Consider the following 26068-nt stretch of genomic DNA (forward strand, 5'->3'; position numbering starts at 1 on the left):
AGGAGAACGGCCGTGTCGCACAGCACGGTGCCTCGGAGCAGGGCCGAGGCCGACGAGACGGGAAAGACCCCGGTGGCGCCCGGCGGCGCCACCGGCCCCCAGGGGAAACGGTCCTCCGGGAAGCTGGGTCTGCGGGTCAGGCTCAGACGGGACCGCGTCCTGCTGCTGATGACGCTTCCGGCCATCGTCCTCATCCTGCTCTTCAACTACGTGCCGATTCTCGGCAACGTGGTCGCCTTCCAGGACTACGACCCCTACATCAGCGACAACGGGATCGTCGCCATCTTCCACAGCCCCTGGGTGGGGGTGGAGAACTTCCAGCGGCTCTTCGAGGACTCGGCCTTCTGGGAGGCCGTCCAGAACACCCTGGTGCTGTTCTTCCTCCAGCTGTTGCTCTACTTCCCGATCCCGATCATGCTCGCGCTGCTCATCAACAGCGTGGTCAGGCCCCGGATCCGGGCGGTGTCGCAGGCGATCCTCTACCTGCCGCACTTCTTCTCCTGGGTGCTGGTCATCGCCGTGTTCCAGCAGCTGTTCGGCGGCGCGGGGCTCCTCTCGCAGCTGCTGCGGCAGCACGGGTACGACGGCATCGACATCATGACCGACCCGGATACCTTCAAGTTCCTGATCACCGCGCAGAGCGTCTGGAAGGACGCCGGCTGGGGCATCATCGTCTTCCTCGCCGCACTGGCCTCGGTCAACCCCGACCTGTACGAGGCCGCCGCGATGGACGGCGCGAACCGCTGGCGCCGGATGTGGCACGTGACGCTGCCGGCCCTGCGCCCGGTGATCGCGCTGCTGCTGGTGCTGCGGGTGGGTGACGCGCTGACGGTGGGCTTCGAACAGATCCTGCTCCAGCGTGACGCGGTCGGACCAGGGGCGTCGGAGGTCCTCGACACCTTCGTGTGGTGGAACGGCGTCCGCAACCAGGACTTCGGCTACGCGGCCGCCGCCGGTCTGATCAAGGGCGTCATCAGCCTGGGGCTGGTGCTCGTCGCGAACAAGGTGGCCCATCTCATGGGCGAGCAGGGGGTGTACCAGAAGTGACCGCCGTGACCGACAAACCCGTGCGCACACCCGGCCGGTGGGCCGCGCCGCCGCGGCCCGTGTGGGAGGAGAAGCCCAGCGGGGCCGGCCTCGCCGGCAAGGGCATCGCCCTGGCCTTCGCCTGCCTGGCGATCCTCTTCCCGCTGTGGATCGTCCTCGTCACCAGCCTCTCCTCACGGAAGACCATCGACGAGGCCGGCGGGCTGGTGATGGTGCCCAAGGGGATCACCTTCATCGCCTACCGGGAACTGCTCAGCGGCGGACAGGTCACCCGTGCGGCGGTCATCAGCGTCCTCATCACCCTCGTCGGCACGCTCTTCTCGATGGGCGTCTCCGTCCTGTGCGCCTACGGTCTCTCCCGCTCGGGCTCGCTCGGTCACCGCTGGATCCTGATGGTCCTGCTGGCGACCATGTTCTTCAGCGCGGGCCTGATCCCGACCTACCTGCTGGTGCAGTCCCTGGGCCTGATGGACACCTACCTCGCGCTGATCCTCCCGAGCGCGATCAGCGTGTTCAACATCCTGGTCCTGCGCGGCTTCTTCATGGGGATCTCGCAGGAGCTCGTCGACAGCGCGCGGATCGACGGGGCGGGGGACTTCCGGATCCTCTGGCAGATCGTCATGCCGCTGTCGAGGGCGGTGCTGGCCGTCATCACGCTGTTCTACGCCGTCGGGTACTGGAGTGCCTGGTTCAACGCGTCCCTGTACCTCAACGACCAGGACATGATGCCGCTGCAGAACGTCATGATCCAGCTGGTGCAGAAGCAGGAGGCGCCGGTCGGGCTGGGGCAGGCGATCAAGACGGGGCAGCTGTCGGGGCTGGCCGTGCAGATGGCGGTCATGGTGATGGCTCTGCTGCCGGTGGCGGTGCTGTCGCCGTTCGTCCAGAAGCACTTCAAGAAGGGGATGCTGACGGGGGCGGTCAAGGGCTGACGTCCCTTCGGGGCGAGGGGCGGCGGACTGTCGTACTTCGGCCGCGGGCGGGTCGGGGCTGATCGCGCAGTTCCCCCATCCTGAAGACGCCCCGGCTGCGGGCAATCGTGCCTCCCTCAGCGCCTCAAGGGCCTGGGGGACCCCCGGGCGGCACGGGTGGGCGCAGCGGCACCCCGCGAGCGCGGGTGAGCGACACCTCCCCCGGCAGCCCGGCAGCCCGGCAGCCCGGCAGCCCGGCAGCCCGGCAGCCCGGCAGCCCGGCACCAGCGCCCGGCACCAGCGCACGGCACCCAACGAACCCAGGTCCACGACCCTCCTGCGAGGTACCTCATGCCCACGCCCTCCCCAAGCCGCCGCACGCTCATCGCCGGAACGGCAGCCGCCGTAGGTGTGGCCGCGCTGCCCGCCGGGCAAGGCGTCGCCCAGGCCGCCGAACCCCACGCCACCGCCTACCGCTGGCGCAACGCCGTGATCGGTGGCACCGGATTCGTCACCGGTGTGCTCTTCCACCCGGCGGTCCGCGGACTCGCCTACGCCCGTACCGACATCGGCGGCGCCTACCGCTGGGACGACCGCGCGGCCCGCTGGACCCCGCTCACCGACCACCTCGGCTGGGACGACTGGAACCTCCTCGGCGTGGAGGCCCTCGCCGTCGACCCCGCGCACCCGGACCGCCTCTACCTCGCGCTCGGCACCTACGCCCAGTCCTGGGCCGGCAATGGCGCCGTCCTGCGGTCCGAGGACCGCGGCGCCACCTGGACCCGTACCGACCTCACCGTGAAGCTCGGCGGCAACGAGGACGGCCGGGGCACGGGGGAGCGGCTGCTGGTCGACCCGCGGGACAGCGACACCCTGTGGCTCGGGACCCGGCACGACGGGCTCCTCAGATCCACCGACCGCGGCGCCACCTGGACGGCGGTCACCGGCTTCCCGGGCACGCCGGGCGCGAGCGGCCAGGGCGTCACTTTGCTCGTCGCCGCCGGGCGCACCGTCTACGCGGGCTGGGGCGACTCCGACGGGACGGCGGGGTCCCCGAACCTCTACCGGACCGCCGACGGCAGCACCTGGGAAGCCGTGCCGGGACGGCCCACCGGAATGTCCGCCAAGGTGCCCGTCCGCGCCGCCTACGACCGCCACACCCGCGAGCTGTACGTGACGTACGCCGACGCGCCCGGCCCGAACGGCCAGGCGGACGGCAGCGTGCACAAGCTGGCGACCACGAGCGGCAGGTGGACCGACGTCACCCCGGTCCGGCCCGCGGACGGTGACACCTTCGGCTACGGCGGCGTCGCCGTGGACGCCCGGCGCCCCGGCACCGTCGTCGTCTCCACCAACAACCGCTGGGCGGCGGTCGACACCCTGTACCGCACCACGGACGGCGGCCGCACCTGGACGTCGCTCAAGGACGCGGCGGTCCTCGACGTGTCCGAGACCCCGTTCCTCACCTTCGGCACCGACGCTCCCAAGTTCGGCTGGTGGATCCAGGCCGTCGCCGTCGACCCGTACGACTCGAAGCACGTCGTCTTCGGCACCGGAGCCACGCTCTACGGCACCCGGGACCTGAAGCACTGGGCCCCGCAGATCCGGGGTCTGGAGGAGACCTCCGTACGGCAGCTGATCTCGCCCCCGACCGGACAGGCACACCTGATCAGCGGCCTCGGTGACGTCGGGGTGATGTACCACGAGCGGCTCACGGCCTCGCCTTCCCGGGGCATGGCGACGAACCCGGTGTTCGGGACGGTGACGGGACTCGCCCAGGCGGCGGACCGGCCGTCGTACGTCGTCCGCACCGGCTGGGGCGACCACGGCAACGGCGCCTACTCGAACGACGGCGGCAAGACCTGGGCGCCCTTCGCCGCCCAGCCCGCCCTCGCCAGGGACGCGCCGGGGCCCATCGCCACGAACACCGACGGCGGAGTCCTGCTGTGGACCTTCGTGCACTGGGACGGCACCAAGTACCCCGCCCGGCGCTCCACGGACAACGGGGCCACCTGGTCCGAGGTCCCCTCCTTCCCCGAAGGCGCCACCCCGCTCGCCGACCCGGCCGACCCGGCACGCTTCTACGCGTACGACACCGACACGGGAACCCTGTTCGCCAGCACCGACGGAGGCCTCACCTTCACCGGCCGCGCGAGCGGACTGCCCTCCGGCGACAGCCAGTTCCAGCTGGCCGCGGCCCCGGGGCGCTCCGGCGACCTCTGGCTGAGCACCAAGTGGAACGGTCTGTACCGGTCCACCGACGGCGGCGCGACCTTCACCAAGGTGACCAGCTGCTGGGCCTCGTACACCCTCGCCTTCGGCAGGGCCGCCGAGGGCGCCGGGTACCCGGCGATCTACCAGGTCGGCTCGACGGAGGCGATCACCGGCGTGTACCGCTCCGACGACGGCGCCAAGACCTGGCTGCGGATCAACGACGACCGGCACCAGTGGGGTTGGACCGGCGCGGCCATCGCCGCCGACCCGCGCATCCACGGCCGCGTCTACATCGCCACCAACGGCCGGGGCATCCAGTACGGAGAGCCCGTCTGATGCCCGCCGTCGACCGGCCGGGCCTCGCCGACGCCACCCGCGGCCGCATCCTCTTCGGCGGCGACTACAACCCCGAGCAGTGGCCCGAGGAGACCTGGCACGAGGACGTCCGGCTCATGCGGGAGGCCGGCGTCAACTCGGTCACCCTCGGCGTCTTCTCCTGGTCCAGGCTCGAACCCGAGCCGGGCGCCAGGGCGTTCGGCTGGCTCGACACGCTGATGGACCTGATGCTCGCGAACGGCATCGGCGTCGTCCTCGCCACCCCCACCTCCGCCCCGCCCCCGTGGCTGGGCCGGCTGCACCCGGACACCCTGCCCCGCGACGAGAACGGCGACGTCGAGTGGTGGGGCGGACGTCAGCACTTCTCGCACTCCAGCGCCACCTACCGCCGTTACGCCGCCGCCATCACCGAGGACCTGGCCGCCCGCTACGGCGGCCACCCCGCCCTCACCATGTGGCACATCAACAACGAGTACTGCACGGCCGACCACGGCGACGAGGCGGCCGCCGCCTTCCGCCGCTGGCTGCGCGAGAAGTACGGCACCCTGGACGCCCTCAACACCGCCTGGGGCACGGACTTCTGGAGCCAGGGCTACGACAGCTGGGACACCGTGCTGCCCGCCCGCCGCCCCCACTACCTGAAGAACCCCGGACAGGTGCTGGACTTCCGGCGCTTCACCTCCGACATGCTCCTGGAGTGCTACCTCGCCGAGCGGGACATCGTCGCCCGGCACACCCCGCACATCCCGGTCACCACCAACTTCATGCCGCTCTTCTTCGGCCAGGACGCCTGGCGCTGGGCCGAGGAGGAGGACGTCGTCTCCGTCGACCTCTACCCCGATCCGCGCGACCCGCTCGGCGCCCAGCACGGGGCACTGGTGCAGGACCTGACCCGCTCCCAGGCGCGCGGCCCCTGGATGCTGATGGAACAGGCGGCGGGACCGGTCAACTGGCGCGGGGTGAACCACCCCAAGCCGCGCGGCCTCAACCGGCTCTGGTCCCTCCAGGCCGTGGCCCGCGGCGCGGACGCCGTCTGCTACTTCCAGTGGCGCCAGTCCCGGCAGGGCGCCGAGAAGTTCCACTCCGGAATGGTCAGCCACGCGGGGGAGCGGGGCCGCACCTTCCAGGAGGTCAAGCAGCTGGGAGCCGACCTCGCCCGGATCGGCCCCGAGGTGACGGGCGGTCATATCCAGGCGGACGTCGCGATCCTGCACGACTGGCACGCCTGGTGGGCCGGCGCCCAGGACGGCCGCCCCTCCACCCACGTCGACCACCCGGCCGTCCTGCACGCCTGGCACCGCGCCCTGTGGGAGAGCCGGCTCACCACCGACTTCGCCCACCCCGGGCACGACCTCACCGGCTACCGGCTGGTCGTCGTCCCCCAGCTGTACGCGATGCGGGACGCGGCGATCGACAACCTGCTCGCCTACGTCCGCGCCGGCGGCACCCTGGTGGCAGGCTTCCTGACCGGCGTGGCCGACGAGGACGACCGGGTCCGCCCCGGCGGCATGGACGCCCGCCTGCGCGAGCTGTTCGGCATCCGTACCCTGCACGAGTGGTGGCCCCTGGAGGCGGGGGAGCACGTCGAGACCGACGGTTTCCGCGGGACCCTGTGGTCGGAGGAGCTGGAGGCCGCACCGGACGCGGTGGAATCCGTCTACAAGGGCGGCGAACTCGACGGACTGCCCGCCGTCCTGCGCAACGACCGCGCCTGGTACGTCTCCACCCTCCCCGAGCCCGAGGCCCTGCGCGCGCTGCTCGCCCGCGTCGCCGCCGACGCGGGCGCCCGGCCCGTCCTCGAAGGCCTCCCGCCGCACGTCGAGGCGGTCCGCCGGGGAGAGCTGCTGTTCCTGCTGCACCACGGCCGCGAGCCGGTGACCTTCGAGCTCCCGGGCGCCCACCACGACCTGCTGACCGGGACGCGCTTCACGGGAGAGATCACGCTGGGCCGCTACGGCGTGGTGGTGTTGCGCTCATGACCGACACCCCGTCCCCGGCCTACCCCGCCCTCCCGAGCACCGACCGTCCCGTGCACGGCACCCATGAGTACCGGCCCGCCGCGCGCTGGGAGGACGCCTTCCTCAGCGGCAACGGCAGGCACGGCACCCTCACGTTCGGCGATCCGTACGACGACCGGGTCATCGTCACCCACCACACCCTGGTCCGCCCCAACGGCGCCGAACACGCCCGCCCGCCGGAGCTCGCCGCCGAACTCCCCGCCCTCCAGGACAAGTTGCTGGCCGGGGAGTGGGAGGCCGCCGAACGCTTCACCGACCACCGGTCCCTGCAATGGGTCCAGCCCTTCCACCCGGCCTTCCAGATCCGGCTCAGAGCGCCCTCGGACGAGCCGCGCCGTCACCGCCTGCGGGCCGTCGACTTCACCACCGGCGAGGCCACCGCGACCTGCGCGGGCGGCACCAGCCGGGTCTTCGTCTCCCGCGCCGACGACGTGATCGTCCAGCGGGTCACCGGCCTCGACCTGGACATCTTCCAGGACCACCGGCTGCCGGGCGCGCCCGCCGACCTCGCCGTCGGCCAGGGATCCGTCCTCACCGGGGACGGCGCCCTGCTCACCCTGCGCGCCCGCTACCCCGACAGCGACCGCGGCTACACGGGCGTGACCCTCGTCGTCGTCACCGGCGGCCGCACCCGGCTCACCCACCCCGGCGTGCGGGTCACCGGAGCGGAGTCCGTGCTGCTGCTCACCCGCGTCCGCAGGCACACCGGCGAACTGGACGTCGCCGGGGAAAAGCGCGCCCTGGGTGAGCTGCCGCACTCCTACGAGGACCTGCTCGGCCGCCACCTCCCCCTGCACCGCACCGCCTACGAGCGCGTCACCCTCGACCTGCACGCCGAGCCGGGCGAGCGCGGACTCCCCGGCTCCGAGCTGCTGGAACGCCCCCGCAGCAGGGCGCTCCTCGAGCGTCTCTTCGCGGCGGGGCGGTACCACCTCCTGTCCTCCTCCGGCCTCAACCCGCCCCGGCTGACCGGCCTGTGGACCGGCGACTGGGACACGGCCTGGTCCGGCGCGTTCACCAACGACGCCAACGTCAATCTCCAGACGGCCTCCGCCGCGGCCGCCGCCCTCCCCGAAGTCACCGACGCGCTGGCCTCCCTGGTCCACCGGCAGTTCGACGACTGGCGGGAGAACGCCCGCGCGGTCTTCGGCGCCCGCGGCGCGGTCGCGCCCGCGCACTCCGACGGCGAGTCCGGGCTGACGTACCACTTCAGCCGCGAATACCCGCTCCACCTGTGGACGGCCGGCGCCGACTGGCTGCTCAAACCCCTCGTCGACCACGACGAGACACGCGGCGGACGCGACCCGCGCACCGCCGCCGTCCTCGCCGAAGTCGCCCTCTTCTACGAGGACTTCCTCACCCGCACCGACCCCGACGACCCCGAGGGGCCGCTCGTCGTGGTCCCCTCCTACTCGCCGGAGAACCGGCCCACGGGCGGCAGCTGGGGCGCGGTGAACGCGGCCATGGACCTCTCGGCGGCCCGGCACGCACTGCTCACCGCCGCCGCGTACCACCCGGACGACCCCGAGCGGGCCGGCCGCTGGCGTGCCCTCGCCGACCGCCTCCCGCCGCATCGGATCAACTCCGACGGCGCCCTGGCCGAGTGGGCCCGCCCCGGCCTCGACGACACCTACGACCACCGCCACCTGAGCCACCTCTACGGCGTCTGGCCCCTGGACGAGATCAACCCCTACGACACCCCGGAGCGGGCCGCCGCCGCCCACCGCGCCCTCGAACTGCGTGGCGCCGAGAACGACTCCGCGCACGGCCACCTGCACCACGCACTGATCGCGGCCCGTCTCCGGGACGGCCACCGGGTCGCCCACGCCCTCGGCGAGGTCCTGGACGGCGACTTCTTCCACGCCTCCCTGATGAGCGCCCACTACCCCCGCCGCGACGTGTACAACGCCGACGCCGCGCACACCCTCCCCGCCGTGCTGATCGAGGCGCTCGTCCAGTCGACCCCCGACCGGCTGGTCCTGCTGCCCGCGCTTCCCCCGGCGCTCCCGTCGGGCGAACTGCGGGGCGTGCGCACCCGGTTCGGCGCCGAACTCGACCTCTCCTGGGGCCCCGAAGGCGCCCGGGCCGTCCTCAGGCCGCACCGCACGCATCGCATCGAAGTCCGGACTTCCTCCGACGGCGAAGCCACACAACCGCTCGACCTCGTCGCCGGAGAAGACCACGTCCTCACCCCGGGGACGTGGTGACTCCCCCCGAATAGGCGCACTTCCCCCCACCCATGGAAGGGACACCATGGCAACACGCACTCTGAGCAGGATCAGCAAGGCACTGCTGGCCCCGGCCCTCGCGCTCGGCGCCACCGTCGGACTGGCCTCCGCCCCCGCCTCGGCCGCCGTCTGGAACACCTGCGACCAGTGGGGCAACACCAGCCTCAACGGCTACACGCTCTACAACAACATCTGGGGCTCCGGCGCCGGCAGCCAGTGCGTCTGGGCCAACTCCGGCACGAACTGGGGTGTCTGGGCCAACCACCCCAACACCGGCGGCATCAAGTCCTACCCGGACTCCAAGAAGGTGATCAACAAGTCGATCACCTCGCTGGGTTCGCTGTCCAGCAGCTACAACGTCACGGTCCCGTCCTCCGGCGCGTACAACACGTCGTACGACATCTGGGACACCGACTACGACTACGAGATCATGCTCTGGGTCAACAAGACCGGAGCCGTCGGTCCCCTGGGCACCTCGCAGGGGAACGTGACGCTCGGCGGTCACACCTGGACCGTCTACAAAGGGAACAACGGCGCGAACGAGGTCTTCTCCTTCGTCCGCACCTCCAACTCGACCTCCGGCACGGTCAGCATCCTGCCGATCCTCAAGTGGATCAAGGACACCAAGGGCTGGTTCGGCAACGAGACCATCGGTGACGTGCAGTTCGGCTACGAGATCACCTCGTCGTCCGGCGGTCTGGACTTCACCACCAACAACCTGACCGTCAGCAGCAGCTGACCGCGTTCCCGTTCCGGGTGGCCGGTCCCGCCTCCATGGCGGGACCGGCCGTCCCCGTTCCGCTCCCGGGCGGCTACTCCGCCACCGGCAGCCGCGCCCCGTCCCGCAGGAACAGCGGGAGGCGGTCCAGCGGGGCGTCGACCGTCACCGTCGCGCCGCCCTCGTGGATCTCGCCCGTCCACGCGTCCGTCCAGGTCGCGCCCGCCGGGAGGTAGGCCGTACGGGCCGTGGCGCCCGCCGTCAGCACGGGGGCGACGAGCACATCCCGGCCGAACAGATAGGAGTCGTCCACCGACCAGGCCGCCCGGTCGTCCGGGAACTCCAGGAACAGCGGTCGCATCGGCGGCAGCCCCTCCTCGTGCGCCTCCCGCATGACCTGGAGCACGTACGGCTTGAGCCGCTCGCGCAGCCGCAGGTACTTCTCCAGGACCGCGCCGGCCTCCTCGCCGTACGACCACACCTCGTTCGGGCCGCCGGTCATGTCCGGGCCCAGCGGCATGCCCGGGTCGCGGAAGCCGTGCAGGCGCATCAGCGGGGACAGCGCGCCGAACTGGAACCAGCGGACCATCACCTCCTGGTACGCCGGGTCACCCGGGTCGCCGCCGTGGAAGCCGCCGATGTCCGTGTTCCACCACGGGATGCCCGACAGTGCCGTGTTCAGACCGGCCGCGATCTGACGGCGCAGGGTCGCGAAGTCGGTGCCGATGTCACCGGACCACAGGGCGGCGCCGTAGCGCTGACTGCCCGCCCAGGCCGAGCGGTTGAGGCTGATGATCTCCTCCTCGCCGGCCGCGCGCAGGCCCTCGTGGAAGGTACGGGCGTTCTCGGCCGGGTACATGTTGCCGACCTCGAGGCCCGGACCCGCCCAGTAGCGCAGGTTCTCCGGGAAGCCCGGCTTCAGCTCCGGCTCGCAGGCGTCCAGCCAGAACGCCGTGATGCCGTACGGGGTGAGGTAGTTGTCGCGGATCTTCGACCACACGAACTCCCGGGCGTCGGGGTTGGTCGCGTCGTAGAACGCCACCTGGACGGTCGACGCGACGCCCTTGTCCGGCCAGTCGGCGTGGGCCATCGGTCCGTACTGGGTGCCGATGAGGTAGCCGCGCTGCTCCATCACCGGATGGTTCTCGCTCAGCGGCGACACCGACGGCCAGACGCTCACCACCAGCTTGACGCCCAGCTCCTCGAGTTCACGGACCATCGCCGCCGGGTCGGGCCACTCGGCCGGGTCGAACTTCCACTCGCCCAGATGGGTCCAGTGGAAGAAGTCGCAGACGATGGCGTCCAGGGGGAGCCCGCGGCGCTTGTACTCCCGTGCCACGCCGAGGAGTTCGTCCTGGGTGCGATAGCGCAGCTTGCACTGCCAGAAGCCCGCAGCCCACTCCGGCAGCATGGGGGTCCGGCCGGTGGCAGCGCTGTAGCGGCGCTGCGCGTCGGCCGGGGGGCCCGCGGTGATCCAGTAGTCGATCTGCCGGGCCGAGTCCGCCACCCAGCGGGTCCCGTTGCCGGCCAGTTCGACCCGGCCGATCGCAGGGTTGTTCCACAGCAGGGTGTAGCCGCGGCTGGAGGTGAGCACCGGGATGCCGACCTCGGCGTTGCGCTGGACCAGGTCGACGACCAGGCCCTTCTGGTCCAGGCGGCCGTGCTGGTGCTGGCCGAGGCCGTACAGCTTCTCGTCGTCGTAGGCGGCGAAGCGCTGCTCCAGGCGGTGGTGGCCGTTGCCCACGGCGGTGTAGAGGCGCGGGCCCGGCCACCAGAAGTGGGCGCGCTGCTCGGCCAGGATCTCCGTGCGGTCGTCGGTCCGCAGGAAGCTGATCATGCCCTCGGCGTTCACCACGACGGTCAGGGCGCCGACGGTCAACTCGCCTTCGTCGTCACCGGTCTTGACACTGCTCTCGGTGGCCGGCGGCTCTTCGAGGAGCGCGCCCGGCAGCCCTTCGAGGATCGGCCCGCCGAGCCGGGCGCGCACCCGGACGGCGTCCGGCCCCCACGGCTCGACCCGCAGCGTCTCCTGGCGGCCGCTCCACTCCAGGGCGCCGCCCCGCTCACGGAAGGTGCCGACCGTGGGCGACGACTGCGCGAGGCTGACCTGAGGCTGGTTTTCGGCAGGCTGGTTCATGTGGAGTGCTCCTTGAAGGAGTGCAGACATGGCGGTGCCCCGGCAACGGGCACGACAGCGGTGAGGCGGGGCGGGGCGGGTCAGGAGACGGGGGGTGGGTCGAGGGGCCGGGCTGTGCCGGGAGCCGGGCCGTGTCGGAGGACGGCTTGTGTCAGGAGACGGTGGGGGCCGGTCCCGTGCTCGCCCGGACCGTCAACTCGGGTGCGATCAGCACGACTTCGTCGCCGCCGTGCCCCTCCAGCTTGGCGACCAGGCGTTCCACCGCGTGCCGGCCCATGTCCTGCGCGGGGATGGCGACCGAGGTCAGCCGCACCGAGGCCTGGACGGCGACCTGGTCGGGGCAGACGGCCACCACCGACACGTCCTCCGGTACGGCCCGGCCCTGCTGACGCAGCAGCGCGAGCAGCGGCTCGACCGCCGACTCGTTCTGCACCACGAACCCGGTGGTGCCCGGACGCTCGTCCAGGATCCGGGCCAGGGTCACGGCCATCGCGTCGTACCCGCCCTCGCACGGGCGGTGCAGCAGCCGCAGGCCCAGCTCCTTCGCCCGGTGCCGGAGTCCGTCGAGCGTGCGCTCCGCGAAGCCGGTGTGCCGTTCGTAGACCGCGGGCGCCTCGCCGATGACAGCGATGTCACGGTGCCCCAGCGTCGCCAGGTGCTCCACGCACAGCGCACCGGTCGCCGCGAAGTCCAGATCGACGCAGGTCAGGCCGGAGGTGTCGGCCGGCAGTCCGATCAGCACCGACGGCTGGTCGGTGGAGCGCAGCAGCGGCAGCCGCTCGTCGTCGAGTTCGACGTCCATCAGGATCATCGCGTCGGCGAGCCCGCTGCCGGTGACGCGGCGGACCGCGTCCGAACCCTCCTCGCCGGTGAGCAGCAGGACGTCGTACCCGTGCGTGCGGGCCGTGGTGGCCACCGCGATGGCGATCTCCATCATCACCGGCACATAGATGTCGGTGCGCAGCGGGATCATCAGCGCGATGATGTTCGACCTGCTGCTGGCCAGTGCGCGGGCGCCCGCGTTGGGGTGGTAGCCGAGCTGGCGGATGCTCTGCTCGACCCGCTGCCGGGTGGTCGTGGAGATGGACCGCTTGCCACTGAGGACATAGCTCACCGTGCTCGCCGAGACTCCGGCGTGCTGGGCGACCTCGGCGAGGGTGACCATCCAGCTCTCCAAGTTTTGTGAAGCGCTTCGACAGTGCGCGGGACGAACAGGGGCGGGTGAGGGTGGTTCGACAGTAGCTCTAGCGGGGGTGGGTGTCCATAGGTTGTCGAAGCGCTTCGACAGGGAGTTGTGGGGGAATGGTGGAGAAGGGTACGGCAAGCTTTTCCGGCCCCCGCGACCACCACTCGTTCGGCGCAGGCGACGCGCCGGGGGCGCGTACCTCACCGGGGTCGGAGCGGGCGCCGCGGTCCTGGCGGAAACGGGCCGTCCGGACCCCGGCGGTACCGGGCCTGCGCCGGCCGAACGTACGCGCGTGGGGTGGCCACCTCGCCCCGGATCGGGTACCAACGATCGGGTAGCACCCATCGGTAACCAATGTGGTCCGAGATCCCGATTCGCGGCGAGGTGAGCCTCATGTCCGCACCACCCCTCAAGAAACCCACTGTCACCGAGCGTGAGGCCCGACAGGTCGCCGAGGCCGCGCGCGAGCAGGACTGGCGCAAGCCCAGCTTCGGCAAGGAACTGTTCCTCGGCCGATTCCGGCTGGACCTCATCCATCCCCATCCGCTCCCCACCGACGAGGCCGTCCGGCGCGGCGAGCAGTTCCTGACGAAACTCCGCGACTTCTGCGAGACGAAGATCGACGCGGCCCTCATCGAGCGTGAGGCCCGGATCCCCGACGAGGTCATCAACGGGCTCAAGGAGCTCGGCGCCCTCGGCATGAAGATCGACCCCAAGTACGGCGGCCTGGGCCTCACCCAGGTGTACTACAACAAGGCGCTGGCCCTGGTGGGCTCGGCCAGCCCGGCGGTCGGCGTGCTGCTGTCGGCGCACCAGTCGATCGGCGCACCGCAGCCGCTGAAGCTGTTCGGCACCCCGGAGCAGAAGCAGCGGTTCCTGCCGCGCTGCGCCCGCACGGACATCAGCGCCTTCCTCCTCACCGAACCGGACGTCGGCTCCGACCCCGCCCGGCTCGCGACGAGCGCGGTTCCCGACGATGGGGGCCCCTCCGGCTCGAGCGATTTCGAGAGTGGGGGAGACTACGTCCTCGACGGGGTGAAACTGTGGACGACCAACGGCGTCGTCGCCGACCTGCTGGTCGTGATGGCCCGGGTGCCGAAGAGCGAGGGCCACAAGGGCGGCATCACGGCCTTCGTCGTGGAGGCAGACTCGCCCGGCATCACCGTCGAGAACCGCAACGCCTTCATGGGCCTGCGCGGCATCGAGAACGGCGTGACCCGCTTCCACCAGGTGCGCGTCCCGGCCGCGAACCGTATCGGCCCCGAGGGCGTGGGCCTGAAGATCGCCCTGACCACCCTCAACACGGGACGGCTCTCGCTGCCCGCGTCCTGCGTGGCCGCCGGCAAGTGGTCCCTGAAGATCGCCCGCGAATGGTCGGCGGCCCGTGAGCAGTGGGGCAGGCCGATCGCCCACCACGAGGCGGTCGGCGCGAAGATCAGCTTCATCGCGGCGACGACCTTCGCCCTGGAGGCGGTGCTGGACCTCTCCTCGCAGATGGCGGACGAGGACCGCAACGACATCCGGATCGAGGGCGCGCTGGCCAAGCTCATCGCCTCCGAGCTGGGCTGGCGCATGGCCGACGAACTGGTCCAGATCCGCGGTGGCCGCGGCTTCGAGACGGCGGCGTCGCTGGCCGCCCGGGGCGAGAGGGCCGTCCCCGCCGAACAGGTCCTGCGCGACCTGCGGATCAACCGCATCTTCGAGGGCTCGACGGAGATCATGCACCTCCTCATCGCCCGGGAGGCCGTCGACGCCCACCTCACGGTCGCCGGCGACCTCATCGACCCGGACAAGTCCCTCCAGGACAAGGCGAAGGCGGGCGCCAACGCGGGGGTCTTCTACGCCAAGTGGCTACCGAAACTCGTCGCGGGGCCGGGCCAGCTGCCCGCGTCGTACGCCGAGTTCAAGCAGGGCGTCGATCTCTCCGCGCATCTGCGGTACGTCGAGCGGCACTCGCGCAAGCTCGCCCGTTCCACCTTCTACGCGATGTCCCGCTGGCAGGGCCGGATGGAGACCAAGCAGGCCTTCCTCGGCCGGATCGTCGACATCGGCGCGGAGCTGTTCGCGATGAGCGCGGCCTGCGTGCGCGCCGAACTGCTGCGCTCGCGCGGCGAGAACGGCCGTCAGGCCTACCAGCTCGCCGACGCCTTCTGCCGCCAGTCCCGCATCCGCGTCGACGAGCTCTTCACCCGGCTGTGGAGCAACTCGGACGACGTGGACCGCAAGGTCGTCAAGGGGGTCATGGCCGGCACCTACGAGTGGCTGGAACAGGGCATCGTCGACCCGTCCGGGGAGGGCCCCTGGATCGCCGACACCACACCCGGACCGAGCGAGCGCGAGAACGTCCACCGCCCGATCAGGTGAGGCATCGCGCACATGTCCACCGGGTGCCCCCCGCTCCGAGCCCCTCATGAGGGGGACGAGCGGGGGGCACCCTGTCCTGCCACACACCCGGTACGGCAACAATGGGGGGATGAGCGACAGTCCAGCCCCCCTCGCCGACCCGCACCTCGTCCACGACCCGGTCGCGGGCGACGGCCCGAAGGACGTGGTGATCCTCGGCTCCACCGGTTCGATCGGCACCCAGGCCATCGACCTCGTGCTGCGCAACCCGGACCGCTTCCGGGTGACCGGCCTGTCCGCCAACGGCGGCCGGGTCGCCCTCCTCGCGGAACAGGCCCGCCGGCTGCGGGTACGGACCGTCGCGGTCGCCCGCGAGGACGTCGTGCCGGCCCTGCGCGAGGCGCTCGCCGCCGAGTACGGGACGGGGGAGCCGCTCCCCGAGATCCTGGCAGGACCGGAGGCCGCCACCGAGCTCGCCGCCTCGGACTGCCACACCGTCCTCAACGGCATCACGGGCTCCATCGGCCTCGCGCCCACCCTCGCCGCCCTGCAGGCGGGCCGCGCCCTCGCGCTCGCCAACAAGGAGTCGCTCATCGTCGGCGGCCCGCTGGTCAAGGCGCTCGCCGGGCCCGGGCAGATCATCCCGGTGGACTCCGAGCACGCGGCCCTCTTCCAGGCCCTCGCCGCCGGCACCCGCGCGGAGGTGCGCAAGCTGGTCGTCACCGCCTCCGGCGGCCCGTTCCGGGGCCGCACGAAGCGGCAGCTGGCGGACGTGACGGTCGAGGAGGCCCTCACCCACCCCACCTGGTCCATGGGCCCGGTGATCACGATCAACTCCGCCACCCTGGTCAACAAGGGCCTGGAAGTGATCGAGGCGCACCTCCTCTACGACATTCCCTTCGACCGCATTGAGGTCGTCGTGCATCCCCAGTCGTATGTTCACTCGATGGTGGAGTTCACGGACGGATCGACGCTGGCCCAGGCGACGCCCCCCGACATGCGGGGGCCGATCGCCATCGGCCTGGGCTGGCCCCGGCGTGTCCCGGACGCGGCGCCCGCCTTCGACTGGAGCACGGCGTCGACGTGGGAGTTCTTCCCGCTCGACAACGAGGCGTTCCCCTCGGTGAACCTCGCCCGGCACGTGGGCGAGCTCGCGGGCACGGCCCCGGCGGTGTTCAATGCCGCCAACGAGGAGTGTGTGGAGGCGTTCCGCAAGGGCGCGCTGCCGTTCAACGGGATCATGGAGACCGTCACCCGGGTCGTGCAGGAGCACGGCACGCCGGCGACGGGAACTTCACTCACCGTGTCGGACGTCCTCGAAGCGGAGACCTGGGCACGGGCCCGGTCCCAGGAACTGACGGCTACCGCGGAGGCGCGTGCATGACAGCCCTGATGATGATCCTCGGCATAGTCGTCTTCGCGGTCGGCCTGCTGATCTCGATCGCCTGGCACGAGCTGGGGCACCTGTCCACGGCCAAGATGTTCGGCATCCGCGTACCCCAGTACATGGTCGGCTTCGGCCCGACGGTCTTCTCCCGCAAGAGGGGCGAGACCGAGTACGGCTTCAAGGCGATCCCCTTCGGCGGCTACATCCGCATGATCGGAATGTTCCCGCCGGGCGACGACGGCCGGATCACGGCCCGCTCCACCTCACCCTGGCGCGGCATGATCGAGGACGCCCGCTCGGCCGCGTACGAGGAGCTCCAGCCGGGCGACGAGTCGCGCATGTTCTACACGCGCAAGCCGTGGAAACGGGTCATCGTGATGTTCGCGGGCCCCTTCATGAACCTGGTGCTCGCGGTGGGCCTGTTCCTCACCGTGCTGATGGGCTTCGGCATCCAGCAGCAGACCACCACCGTCAGCTCGGTCTCGCCCTGCGTCATCTCGCAGAGCCAGAACCGCGACGCGTGCAAGTCGACCGACCCGGCCTCCCCGGCCGCGGCCGCCGGCATGAAGCCGGGCGACAAGATCGTCTCCTTCGCCGGTCGGAGGACGGACGACTGGAACACCCTCTCCGACCTGATCCGGGTCAGCGCGGGGAAGGACGTGGCCATCGTCGTCGACCGCGGCGGCAGGGAACTGACCCTGCACACGACGATCGCCACCAACCAGGTCGCCAAGAAGGACTCCGACGGGACGTACGTCCAGGGCGAGTACATCAAGGCCGGCTTCCTCGGCTTCAGCGCGGCCACCGGCGTCGTCAAGCAGGACTTCGGTGACTCCGTGTCCTGGATGACCGACCGGGTGGGCGAGGCCGTCGACTCCATCGCCGCCCTCCCCGGCAAGATCCCGGCCCTGTGGAACGCGGCCTTCGACGGCGCGCCCCGCGAGCCCGACTCACCCATGGGCGTGGTCGGCGCGGCCCGCGTCGGCGGCGAGATCTTCACCCTGGACATCCCGGCCTCGCAGCAACTGGCCATGGCCGTGATGCTGGTCGCGGGCTTCAACCTCTCCCTGTTCCTCTTCAACATGCTCCCGCTGCTGCCGTTGGACGGCGGGCACATCGCGGGCGCCCTGTGGGAGGCCCTGCGCCGCAACCTCGCCAGGGTCCTGCGCAGGCCGGACCCGGGCCCGTTCGACGTGGCGAAGCTGATGCCGGTGGCCTACGTGGTGGCGGGCATCTTCATCTGCTTCACGGTGCTGGTCCTGATCGCGGACGTGGTGAACCCGGTGAAGATCTCCTAGGCGGACACGGCCCGGGCCAGGTCCTGGTCACCTCCCCGTCATCCGCGGTTCACGGCGGCCCGGCACATCCCTCGTGCCGGGCCGCCTTCCGTCGTCGCGGACCGCCTTCCATCGAGTGGGTTTGCGGGCAGTGATGTGCTCGCGCCGGGGGCGGTGCCGTAATCTCGAAGCCTGGAACCCGCCTCCGACGGGACCTGGGCCTTGATCCACGACTTGGGGTTGCACAGCAGATGACTGCGATTTCTCTCGGCATGCCGTCCGTTCCGACCAAGCTCGCCGAGCGCCGCAAGAGCCGGCAGATCCAGGTCGGATCCGTGGCGGTCGGCGGAGACGCCCCGGTGTCCGTGCAGTCGATGACCACGACCCGTACCTCCGACATCGGCGCCACCCTCCAGCAGATCGCCGAGCTCACCGCGTCCGGCTGCCAGATCGTGCGCGTGGCCTGCCCCACCCAGGACGACGCGGACGCGCTGGCCACCATCGCGAAGAAGTCCCAGATCCCGGTGATCGCGGACATCCACTTCCAGCCGAAGTACGTGTTCGCGGCGATCGAGGCGGGTTGCGCGGCGGTCCGGGTGAACCCGGGCAACATCAAGCAGTTCGACGACAAGGTCAAGGAGATCGCCAAGGCCGCGAAGGAGCACGGCACCCCGATCCGGATCGGCGTCAACGCCGGCTCGCTGGACCGCCGCCTGCTCCAGAAGTACGGCAAGGCGACTCCCGAGGCACTCGTCGAGAGCGCGCTGTGGGAGGCCTCCCTCTTCGAGGAGCACGACTTCCGCGACATCAAGATCTCGGTCAAGCACAACGACCCGGTGATCATGATCGAGGCCTACCGTCAGCTCGCCGCGCAGAGCGACTACCCGCTGCACCTCGGGGTGACCGAGGCCGGCCCGGCCTTCCAGGGCACGATCAAGTCGGCCGTCGCCTTCGGCGCGCTGCTCTCGCAGGGCATCGGCGACACGATCCGCGTCTCCCTCTCGGCCCCGCCGGTCGAGGAGGTCAAGGTCGGCAACCAGATCCTCGAGTCCCTCAACCTCAAGCAGCGCGGCCTGGAGATCGTCTCCTGCCCGTCCTGCGGCCGCGCCCAGGTCGACGTGTACAAGCTCGCCGAAGAGGTCACCGCGGGCCTCGAGGGCATGGAGGTCCCGTTGCGCGTCGCCGTCATGGGCTGCGTCGTGAACGGCCCGGGCGAGGCCCGCGAGGCCGACCTCGGCGTCGCCTCCGGCAACGGCAAGGGCCAGATCTTCGTGAAGGGCGAGGTCATCAAGACCGTCCCCGAGTCGAAGATCGTGGAGACCCTCATCGAGGAGGCCATGAAGCTGGCCGAACAGATGGAGGCAGCGGGGATCGCCTCGGGCGAGCCGTCGGTGTCGGTCGCGGGCTGAGAGGCCGTTGGTCCCGGGCGCACGTCCCGGCTCCGGCGGGCATTGGTCCTTGAGCCCGCCTGAACCGTTGTGCACCCGGTCGCCGGTCGCCGGTCGCCGGTCGCTGGCCCGTCCGCGACTGTTCAGTACCTCTCGGTGCTTCGGCCCGTGCGGGAACTGTTGGGCGCCGGTCCATATTTCCAGCCTGTGCGGCGATCGAGGACGAGGCCTCTTCTCCCAGGAGACGGCACGACAAGCCCGACGGTCACGGCAGACGAACGCCGACTGAACACAGGGCGGCACCGCAAAGCTTCCGCAGGTACAGTGCGGGGATCAGCAGACCTGAGTGTGAGGCCCCGCGCGTGTTGACCCAGACCACCTCCCGGGTCCTCGAACCGAGCGACCTGGACGCCGCGCTCGCCGTCCTCGACCGCGAGCCGGTCGCCAACGCCTTCGTGACGTCCCGCGTCCAGGTCGCGGGCCTCGACCCGTGGCGGCTCGGCGGCGAGATGTGGGGCTGGTACGAGGACGGCATGCTGACGTCCCTGTGCTACGCGGGCGCCAACCTCGTCCCGATCTGCGCCACCCCCCGCGCCGTGCGCGCCTTCGCCGACCGCGCCCGCCGCGCGGGCCGCCGCTGCTCCTCGATCGTCGGCCCCGCCGAGCCGACGACCCAGCTCTGGCGCCTGCTCGAACCCCACTGGGGCCCGGCCCGTGAGGTCCGCGCCCAGCAGCCCCTCATGGTCACCGACCGCATGCCCGTCGACATCGCCCCGGACCCGTACGTCCGCCGTGTCCGCAAGGACGAGATGGACACGATCATGCCGGCGTGCGTGGCGATGTTCACCGAGGAGGTCGGCGTCTCCCCGATGGCCGGCGACGGAGGCCTGCTCTACCAGGCCAGGGTCGCCGAACTCGTGGCCTCCGGACGCTCGTTCGCCCGCCTCGACGACCGGGGCAGGGTCGCCTTCAAGGCGGAGATCGGCGCGACGACGCCCCGTGCCTGCCAGATCCAGGGCGTGTGGGTGGCCCCGGAGTACCGCGGCCAGGGCCTGGCGGCCCCCGGTATGGCCGCGGTCCTGCGCTACGCCCTGGCCGACGTGGCCCCGGTGGTCAGCCTCTACGTGAACGACTTCAACACCGCGGCGAGGCGCACATACAGGAGGGTGGGCTTCCAGGAGGTCGGCGCCTTCATGAGCGTCCTCTTTTAGCGCACCTGTAGGCTCCCCGGCATGGACCTCGTGATCGGCTCCTTGGACCTCCCCGCCCATGTGGACGAGGCCCTGGCCGTCCAAGCGATCGCCTTCGGCCTGGGGCCCGACGAGGTGGCCGTCCGCAGACAGATCGTCCTGCGTCACATGGCGAACCCGGGTGCGAGGGCCTTCGGCGCGACCGTCGGGGACAGACTCGCCGGCTTCGTCTACGGCATGCCCAACGACCGCACCCACTGGTGGTCGACGGTCGTGCAGCCCTACCTCCGGGCCCAGGGCAACGAGCACTGGCTGGACGACTCCTTCGTGATCACCGAACTGCACGTCCACCCCGCGTACCAGAACCGCGGCGCGGGCCGGGCCCTGATCACCACGATCACCGACACCGCGACCGAGCCGCGCTCGATCCTCTCCGCGATCGACACCGACAGTCCCGCCCGCGCCCTCTACCACTCCCTGGGCTACCAGGACCTGGCCCGGCGGGTGCTGTTCCCCAGCGCCCCCCGCCCGTACGCGGTGATGGGCGCCCCGCTTCCGCTGCTGCGGGGCTGACGGATTTCCGGCCCGCCACGCTCCCCGGCTAACCTCCTAGCCATTACCCTCCCCACTCCCGGCCCCGCCCGGGCGGGGGGACCCCCATCGGCAGGAGTACGACAACCATGGCGAACGCACCGGTCCAGCGCATGTCCCAGTTGATGGCGAAGACGCTGCGCGACGACCCGGCGGACGCGGAGGTCCTCAGCCACAAGCTCCTCGTCCGGGCCGGCTACGTCCGCCGTACCGCCGCCGGCATCTGGTCCTGGCTGCCGCTCGGCAAGAAGGTCCTCGCCAACGTGGAGCGCATCGTCCGCGAGGAGATGGACGCGATCGGCGCCCAGGAGGTCAGCCTCCCCGCGCTGCTGCCCCGCGAGCCCTACGAGGCGACCGGCCGCTGGGACGAGTACGGCCCGGAACTGTTCCGCCTCCAGGACCGCAGGGGCGGCGACTACCTCCTCGGCCCGACCCACGAGGAGATCTTCACGCTGATCGTGAAGGACCAGGCGTCCTCCTACAAGGACCTGCCGGTCATCCTCTACCAGATCCAGACGAAGTTCCGTGACGAGGCCCGCCCCCGGGCCGGCATCCTGCGCGGCCGCGAGTTCCTCATGAAGGACTCCTACTCCTTCGACACCGAGGACGAGGGCCTCGCCCGGTCCTACGCGCTGCACCGCCAGGCGTACCAGAAGGTGTTCGAGCGCCTCGGCCTCGACTACCGCATCTGCGCGGCGACCGCGGGCGCGATGGGCGGTTCCAAGTCGGAGGAGTTCCTCGCCCCGGCCGGCGCCGGCGAGGACACCTTCGCGGACTGCCCGAACTGCGACTTCGCGGCCAACACCGAGGCGATCACCTACGAGCTGAAGCCGGTGGACGCCGACGGCGTGGCCGCGCTCGAAGAGATCCCGACCCCGGACACCCCGACCATCGAGACCCTCGCCGCCCACCTCGGCGTCCCGGCCTCGGCCACCCTGAAGAACCTGCTGGTCAAGGTCGACGGCGAGATCGTCGCCGTGGGCGTGCCCGGTGACCGTGAGGTCGACCTGGGCAAGGTCGAGGCGCACTTCGCCCCGGCCGCCGTCGAACTGGTCACCGCCGAGGACTTCGTGGGCCGCCCGGACCTGGTCCGCGGCTACGTCGGCCCGCAGGGCCTGGAGAAGGTCACGTACATCGCCGACCCGCGCGTGGCCCCGGGCACCGCCTGGATCACCGGCGCCAACAAGGAGGGCCTGCACGCGAAGAACGTCGTCGCGGGCCGTGACTTCGAGGTCGGCGAGTACGTCGACGTCGTCGTCGTCCAGGAGGGCGACCCCTGCCCGAAGTGCGGCACCGGCCTCCACCTGGACCGCGCCATCGAGATCGGCCACATCTTCCAGCTGGGCCGCAAGTACGCCGACGCCCTCAAGCTCGACGTCCTCGGCCAGCACGGCAAGCCGGTCCGCGTGACCATGGGCTCCTACGGCATCGGCGTCTCCCGCGCGGTCGCCGCCCTCGCCGAGCAGAGCGCCGACGAGAAGGGCCTGTGCTGGCCCGCCGAGGTCGCCCCGGCCGATGTGCACGTCGTCGCGGCGGGCAAGGCCCTGCAGACGGAGCTGGCGCTCGACGTCTCCGAGAAGCTGCGCGCGGCCGGACTGCGCGTCCTGGTCGACGACCGGGCCGGTGTCTCGCCGGGCGTGAAGTTCACCGACTCCGAGCTGATGGGCGTACCGAAGATCCTGGTGGCGGGCCGCCGCTCCGCCGAGGGTGTCCTGGAGCTGAAGGACCGCAGGACCGGCGAGCGCGAGGAGCTCACGGTCGACGAGGCGATCGCCCGGCTGACGGCGTGAATTAAAGCAACGTCTCAGAGAGTTCTGCCGGGGCGTATGGCTGCCTCACAGACTTCTCTCAGGCCGTTCCCCGACCGTAGGGCGTGACAGAACGTCACTACGGAGGGGAACGGTCATGGCGACCAGGGAAGAGGAACGGGGGGCCGCGGCAGCGGTCCGCAGAGGAACGCGGCGTACGGCCGCGCTGGCCGCGGCGGTGACGCTCGCCGCGGCGGCCGGGGTGTTCGCCCTGATCGGCACCATGCAGGCCGACGCCGAGACGACGGCGAGCAGCACGGGCACGAGCAGCAGCACCTCCAGCACGAGCGGCGCGGGCTCCGGCTCCGGTTCATCGGACAGCGGCAGCACGGACTCCACCGGCACGGACAGCAGCTCCACGGGTGGCAGCTCCGAGGCCGGTACCACCGACGCCACCGGCAGCGGTACGGACTCCTCCTCGGGCACCTCGTCGTCCACGGACAGCGGCAGCTCCTCCTCGGACAGCGGTCTCACCTCCTCGTCCGGCGGCTCGACCGACTCCACCTCGGGAGCGTCGTGATGAGCGCCTCCCTCATGTCCCGCACCACGGCCGCGGCGGAGTGGCGGGCCCTCGGCACCACGGTCCGCCTGGTCGTCACCGACCCGGCCCTGCTGGAGTCCTGCAACCTGCTCCTCGCCCGGCACCTCGCCGAGGTCGACGCGGCGTGCAGCCGCTTCCGCGTCGACTCCGAACTGGCCGCCCTCGACGGCACCGCCGGCCGCCCGGTCCGGGTCAGCCCGCTGCTCGCCGAGGCGCTCGACGTGGCCCTGCGCGCGGCCGAGGCCACCGACGGGGCGGTGGACCCCACCGTCGGCTCCGCCATGGACGCCATCGGCTACGACCGCGACTTCACCCTCGTCCGCGAGGACGACCGCCCGGTCCGGCTCACCGTCCGGCGCACCCCCGGCTGGCGCACCGTACGCCTGGACCGCGCGACCGGCACGGTCACCGTGCCCGAGGGCGTCCGCCTCGACCTCGGTGCCACCGCCAAGGCCTGGGCCGCCGACCGGGCCGCGAGGACGCTGGCCGCGGCGGCCGGCTGCGGAGTCCTGGTGAGTCTGGGCGGCGACACGGCCGTCGCGGGGGAGTCCCCGGCGGGCGGCTGGCAGATCCGCGTCCAGGACGTCACGGGATCCGTCGACGAGACGCCCGCCGAGGGGTCCTACGACGGGGTGGGCCTGCGCGGCGGCGGCCTGGCCACCTCGGGCACGACCGCCCGGCGCTGGCGGCGGGGCGGCCACGACCTGCACCACATCGTCGACCCGCGCACCGGTCTGCCGGTCCGTTCGCCCTGGCGCACGGTCTCCGTCGCCGCCACGACCTGCGCCGACGCCAACGCGGCGAGCACCGCCGCCCTGGTCAAGGGCACGGGCGCGGAACGCTGGCTGACGCGAAGGGGGCTGCCGGCCCGTCTGGTGGCCCAGAACGGCACCGTCGTCACCACTCCGGGCTGGCCCACCTCGCCCGCTCTGCCGCGGGAGGCGGCCGCGTGACCTCCGTGACCCTCTGGTACGCCAACCGGGCCACCGGCGCCGTCTGCCTCGTCCTGTTCACGGTCGTCGTGCTGCTCGGCATCGCGGTGCGGCTCAAGGCCCGGGTGCCCGGCCTGCCCCGGTTCGGCACGATGAGCCTGCACCGCACGCTCTCCCTCTCCGCGATGGCCTTCCTGGCCCTGCACATCACCGCCGCGGTCGTGGACGGCTACGTCGACATCACGGTCGTGGACGTCCTCGTCCCGTTCGCGGGCGACTACCAGCCGCTCTGGCTGGGCCTCGGCACGGTCGCCCTGGACCTGCTGCTCGCCGTCCTGGTCACCAGCCTCCTGCGGGAGCGCCTCGGCCACCGCGCATGGCGGGCCGTCCACTGGCTGGCGTACGCCTCCTGGCCTGTCGCGCTCGTCCACGGAATCGGTATCGGTACGGACACCGGAGCCGACTGGATGACCTGGCTGACCGTCGGCTGCGTGGCCGCGACGGTCGCCGCCCTCGCCGCCCGCCTCGCCCACGCCGTCCGCGCCGGCCGCCACACCCCCACAGCTCTCCTGCGCACCGCCGAAGGAGCCCGACCATGACCGCGACCCTCCCGGACCTCTTCATGCCCCCGCGTCTCCTCGCCTCCGGCGCCGCCCCGGCCGACCTCGCCACCCACCACCGGCGCTACGGCGCCCTGTCCCACGGCGACCCCGAGAGCCTGCTCCGTACGGTCGCCGAGTCCGGGCTCACCGGGCGCGGCGGAGCCGGCTTCCCGGCCTTCCGCAAGCTGGTCTCCGTCGTCGAGGCCGGCCGGCGCACCGGCCGCGCTCCCGTCGTCGTGGCCAACGGGGCCGAGGGCGAGCCGGCCAGTCGCAAGGACAAGACCCTGCTGCGCCTGTCGCCCCACCTCGTCCTGGACGGGCTTCAGCTGGCGGCCCGCACGGTAGGAGCGGAGGAGGCGTACCTCGCCGTGGAGGACGGCGCGACCTGGCTCGAATCAGCCCTCGCCCAGCGCACCGCGGACCCGCTCCCGGTGAAGGTCGTCCGCCTGCCCAAGTCGTTCCTCTCCGGCCAGGCCTCCGCCCTCGCCCGGTACGTCTCCGGCGGCGCGGCCCTGCCCACCCGTCAGCGGCCGCCGGTCCGCGAGCGCGGGGTGCACGGAGCCCCGACCCTCGTGCAGAACGTCGAGACCCTGGCCCACCTTGCGCTGATCGCCCGCTACGGCGCCGACTGGTACCGCACCGTCGGCACCCCGACCCAGCCCGGCAGCGTGCTGTGCACGGTCCATGCGCCGGGTCGCGAACCCCGGGTCGTGGAGGCGCCCTACGGTCTGCCCCTCGGCCGGCTGCTGCCCCTGGAGGGTGTCCGGGCGGTCCTGGTGGGCGGCTACCACGGCACTTGGATCCCGGCTCCGGAGGCCGCTGAACTCGCCCTGGACGCAAGCTGTCTGGGGGCAGGCGTGGTCGCCGCGCTGCCCGCCGACCGCTGCGGCCTCGCCGAGACCGCCCGCGTCCTGCGCTACCTCGCCCTTCAGTCGGCCGGCCAGTGCGGCCCCTGCCTCAACGGGCTGCCCCGCATCGCCACCGCGTTCCGCGCCCTCGCGGCCCCCGGCCCGCAGGGCACCGTCCGCGCCGACCTGGCCCGCTGGTCGGGTCTGGTCGAGGGCCGAGGAGCCTGCCACCACCCCGACGGCACCGTCCGTCTCGTCCGCAGCGCCCTGACGACCTTCGCCGACGAGGTCGACGCACACGCCCGCGGCCGTTGCACCGCGACCGACCGCACACCCCTGCTGCCCGTCCCCGAGGACCGGAACTGA

Annotated in this window: 19 protein-coding genes; 17 read left to right on the plus strand and 2 right to left on the minus strand. The window is 71.8% G+C overall.

Going from position 1 to position 26068, the window contains the following annotated elements:
• Positions 1-12 precede the first annotated feature (12 nt).
• The 6 genes from ACFWBB_RS31200 to ACFWBB_RS31225 all read left to right on the plus strand — a co-directional run bounded on the left by ACFWBB_RS31200 (position 13) and on the right by ACFWBB_RS31225 (position 9493).
• Entirely contained in the window at positions 13-1047 is a 1035-nt protein-coding gene (locus tag ACFWBB_RS31200; RefSeq protein ID WP_385278991.1) for an ABC transporter permease, read from the plus strand.
• Positions 1044-1979 carry a carbohydrate ABC transporter permease gene (locus ACFWBB_RS31205; RefSeq protein ID WP_385278993.1) on the plus strand — a complete coding sequence of 312 codons (936 nt, stop codon included), beginning with the start codon at positions 1044-1046 and terminating at the stop codon, positions 1977-1979. Before ACFWBB_RS31200 ends, ACFWBB_RS31205 begins: the two co-directional genes overlap by 4 nt.
• A 330-nt stretch (positions 1980-2309) precedes the next feature.
• On the plus strand, positions 2310-4508 hold the full coding sequence (locus ACFWBB_RS31210; RefSeq protein WP_385278995.1) for a 1,4-beta-glucanase: 2199 nt from the start codon (positions 2310-2312) through the stop codon (positions 4506-4508).
• Positions 4508-6487, plus strand: a complete 1980-nt coding sequence (locus ACFWBB_RS31215) for a beta-galactosidase (RefSeq protein WP_385278997.1) — start codon at positions 4508-4510, stop codon at positions 6485-6487. Before ACFWBB_RS31210 ends, ACFWBB_RS31215 begins: the two co-directional genes overlap by 1 nt.
• Positions 6484-8733, plus strand: a complete 2250-nt coding sequence (locus ACFWBB_RS31220) for a glycoside hydrolase N-terminal domain-containing protein (RefSeq protein WP_385278999.1) — start codon at positions 6484-6486, stop codon at positions 8731-8733. The genes ACFWBB_RS31215 and ACFWBB_RS31220 overlap by 4 nt, the downstream gene beginning before the upstream one ends.
• A 46-nt stretch (positions 8734-8779) precedes the next feature.
• Positions 8780-9493 carry a hypothetical protein gene (locus ACFWBB_RS31225; RefSeq protein WP_385279001.1) on the plus strand — a complete coding sequence of 238 codons (714 nt, stop codon included), beginning with the start codon at positions 8780-8782 and terminating at the stop codon, positions 9491-9493.
• 73 nt (positions 9494-9566) lie between these two features.
• Here ACFWBB_RS31225 and ACFWBB_RS31230 read toward each other — a convergent pair whose 3' ends face one another.
• Together ACFWBB_RS31230 and ACFWBB_RS31235 are read right to left on the minus strand one after the other, a co-directional pair.
• Positions 9567-11609 (minus strand): TIM-barrel domain-containing protein, encoded by a 2043-nt coding sequence (locus tag ACFWBB_RS31230; protein WP_385279003.1) that lies wholly within the window; start codon positions 11607-11609, stop codon positions 9567-9569.
• 151 nt (positions 11610-11760) lie between these two features.
• Positions 11761-12774, minus strand: a complete 1014-nt coding sequence (locus tag ACFWBB_RS31235) for a LacI family DNA-binding transcriptional regulator (RefSeq protein ID WP_385279005.1) — start codon at positions 12772-12774, stop codon at positions 11761-11763.
• A 414-nt stretch (positions 12775-13188) separates the two neighbouring features.
• On the opposite strand from ACFWBB_RS31235, the gene ACFWBB_RS31240 reads away from it, so the two are divergent.
• From ACFWBB_RS31240 to ACFWBB_RS31290, 11 genes are all read left to right on the plus strand, one after another.
• Positions 13189-15159, plus strand: coding sequence for an acyl-CoA dehydrogenase family protein (locus ACFWBB_RS31240; RefSeq protein WP_385279007.1), 1971 nt, complete (start codon positions 13189-13191; stop codon positions 15157-15159).
• A 109-nt stretch (positions 15160-15268) separates the two neighbouring features.
• Positions 15269-16522, plus strand: a complete 1254-nt coding sequence (dxr, locus tag ACFWBB_RS31245) for a 1-deoxy-D-xylulose-5-phosphate reductoisomerase (RefSeq protein WP_385279009.1) — start codon at positions 15269-15271, stop codon at positions 16520-16522.
• Positions 16519-17823, plus strand: a complete 1305-nt coding sequence (locus tag ACFWBB_RS31250; RefSeq protein ID WP_385279011.1) for a M50 family metallopeptidase — start codon at positions 16519-16521, stop codon at positions 17821-17823. The genes dxr and ACFWBB_RS31250 overlap by 4 nt, the downstream gene beginning before the upstream one ends.
• Positions 17824-18053: 230 nt before the next feature.
• The gene (gene ispG, locus ACFWBB_RS31255) at positions 18054-19211 is read left to right on the plus strand and encodes a flavodoxin-dependent (E)-4-hydroxy-3-methylbut-2-enyl-diphosphate synthase (RefSeq protein ID WP_385279013.1); all 1158 of its coding nucleotides are present in this window, start codon (positions 18054-18056) and stop codon (positions 19209-19211) included.
• A gap of 341 nt (positions 19212-19552) precedes the next feature.
• Entirely contained in the window at positions 19553-20401 is an 849-nt protein-coding gene (locus ACFWBB_RS31260) for a GNAT family N-acetyltransferase (RefSeq protein ID WP_385279015.1), read from the plus strand.
• 21 nt (positions 20402-20422) lie between these two features.
• The gene (locus ACFWBB_RS31265; RefSeq protein ID WP_385279017.1) at positions 20423-20953 is read left to right on the plus strand and encodes a GNAT family N-acetyltransferase; all 531 of its coding nucleotides are present in this window, start codon (positions 20423-20425) and stop codon (positions 20951-20953) included.
• Positions 20954-21060: 107 nt separating this feature from the next.
• Positions 21061-22761: a proline--tRNA ligase gene (locus tag ACFWBB_RS31270; RefSeq protein ID WP_385279019.1), complete on the plus strand. Its 1701-nt coding sequence runs from the start codon at positions 21061-21063 to the stop codon at positions 22759-22761.
• A gap of 115 nt (positions 22762-22876) precedes the next feature.
• Positions 22877-23299, plus strand: coding sequence for a hypothetical protein (locus tag ACFWBB_RS31275; protein ID WP_385279021.1), 423 nt, complete (start codon positions 22877-22879; stop codon positions 23297-23299).
• Complete coding sequence (locus tag ACFWBB_RS31280) at positions 23299-24273, plus strand: FAD:protein FMN transferase (RefSeq protein WP_385279023.1); 975 nt, start codon at positions 23299-23301, stop codon at positions 24271-24273. Before ACFWBB_RS31275 ends, ACFWBB_RS31280 begins: the two co-directional genes overlap by 1 nt.
• Positions 24270-24851 carry a ferric reductase-like transmembrane domain-containing protein gene (locus tag ACFWBB_RS31285; RefSeq protein ID WP_385279025.1) on the plus strand — a complete coding sequence of 194 codons (582 nt, stop codon included), beginning with the start codon at positions 24270-24272 and terminating at the stop codon, positions 24849-24851. The genes ACFWBB_RS31280 and ACFWBB_RS31285 overlap by 4 nt, the downstream gene beginning before the upstream one ends.
• Positions 24848-26068, plus strand: coding sequence for an NADH-ubiquinone oxidoreductase-F iron-sulfur binding region domain-containing protein (locus ACFWBB_RS31290; RefSeq protein WP_385279027.1), 1221 nt, complete (start codon positions 24848-24850; stop codon positions 26066-26068). Before ACFWBB_RS31285 ends, ACFWBB_RS31290 begins: the two co-directional genes overlap by 4 nt.

It is taken from the genome of Streptomyces sp. NPDC060000, from assembly GCF_042737375.1.
Classification (GTDB): Bacteria; Actinomycetota; Actinomycetes; order Streptomycetales; family Streptomycetaceae; genus Streptomyces.

Coding starts and splice junctions, on each gene's coding strand:
- ACFWBB_RS31210 (WP_385278995.1), top strand. CDS start 2,310: ATGCCCACGCCCTCCCCAAGCCGCCGCACGCTCATCGCCGGAACGGCA.
- ACFWBB_RS31215 (WP_385278997.1), top strand. CDS start 4,508: ATGCCCGCCGTCGACCGGCCGGGCCTCGCCGACGCCACCCGCGGCCGC.
- ACFWBB_RS31220 (WP_385278999.1), top strand. CDS start 6,484: ATGACCGACACCCCGTCCCCGGCCTACCCCGCCCTCCCGAGCACCGAC.
- ACFWBB_RS31225 (WP_385279001.1), top strand. CDS start 8,780: ATGGCAACACGCACTCTGAGCAGGATCAGCAAGGCACTGCTGGCCCCG.
- ACFWBB_RS31230 (WP_385279003.1), bottom strand. CDS start 11,609: ATGAACCAGCCTGCCGAAAACCAGCCTCAGGTCAGCCTCGCGCAGTCG.
- ACFWBB_RS31235 (WP_385279005.1), bottom strand. CDS start 12,774: ATGGTCACCCTCGCCGAGGTCGCCCAGCACGCCGGAGTCTCGGCGAGC.
- ACFWBB_RS31240 (WP_385279007.1), top strand. CDS start 13,189: ATGTCCGCACCACCCCTCAAGAAACCCACTGTCACCGAGCGTGAGGCC.
- dxr (WP_385279009.1), top strand. CDS start 15,269: ATGAGCGACAGTCCAGCCCCCCTCGCCGACCCGCACCTCGTCCACGAC.
- ACFWBB_RS31250 (WP_385279011.1), top strand. CDS start 16,519: ATGACAGCCCTGATGATGATCCTCGGCATAGTCGTCTTCGCGGTCGGC.
- ispG (WP_385279013.1), top strand. CDS start 18,054: ATGACTGCGATTTCTCTCGGCATGCCGTCCGTTCCGACCAAGCTCGCC.
- ACFWBB_RS31265 (WP_385279017.1), top strand. CDS start 20,423: ATGGACCTCGTGATCGGCTCCTTGGACCTCCCCGCCCATGTGGACGAG.
- ACFWBB_RS31270 (WP_385279019.1), top strand. CDS start 21,061: ATGGCGAACGCACCGGTCCAGCGCATGTCCCAGTTGATGGCGAAGACG.
- ACFWBB_RS31275 (WP_385279021.1), top strand. CDS start 22,877: ATGGCGACCAGGGAAGAGGAACGGGGGGCCGCGGCAGCGGTCCGCAGA.
- ACFWBB_RS31280 (WP_385279023.1), top strand. CDS start 23,299: ATGAGCGCCTCCCTCATGTCCCGCACCACGGCCGCGGCGGAGTGGCGG.
- ACFWBB_RS31290 (WP_385279027.1), top strand. CDS start 24,848: ATGACCGCGACCCTCCCGGACCTCTTCATGCCCCCGCGTCTCCTCGCC.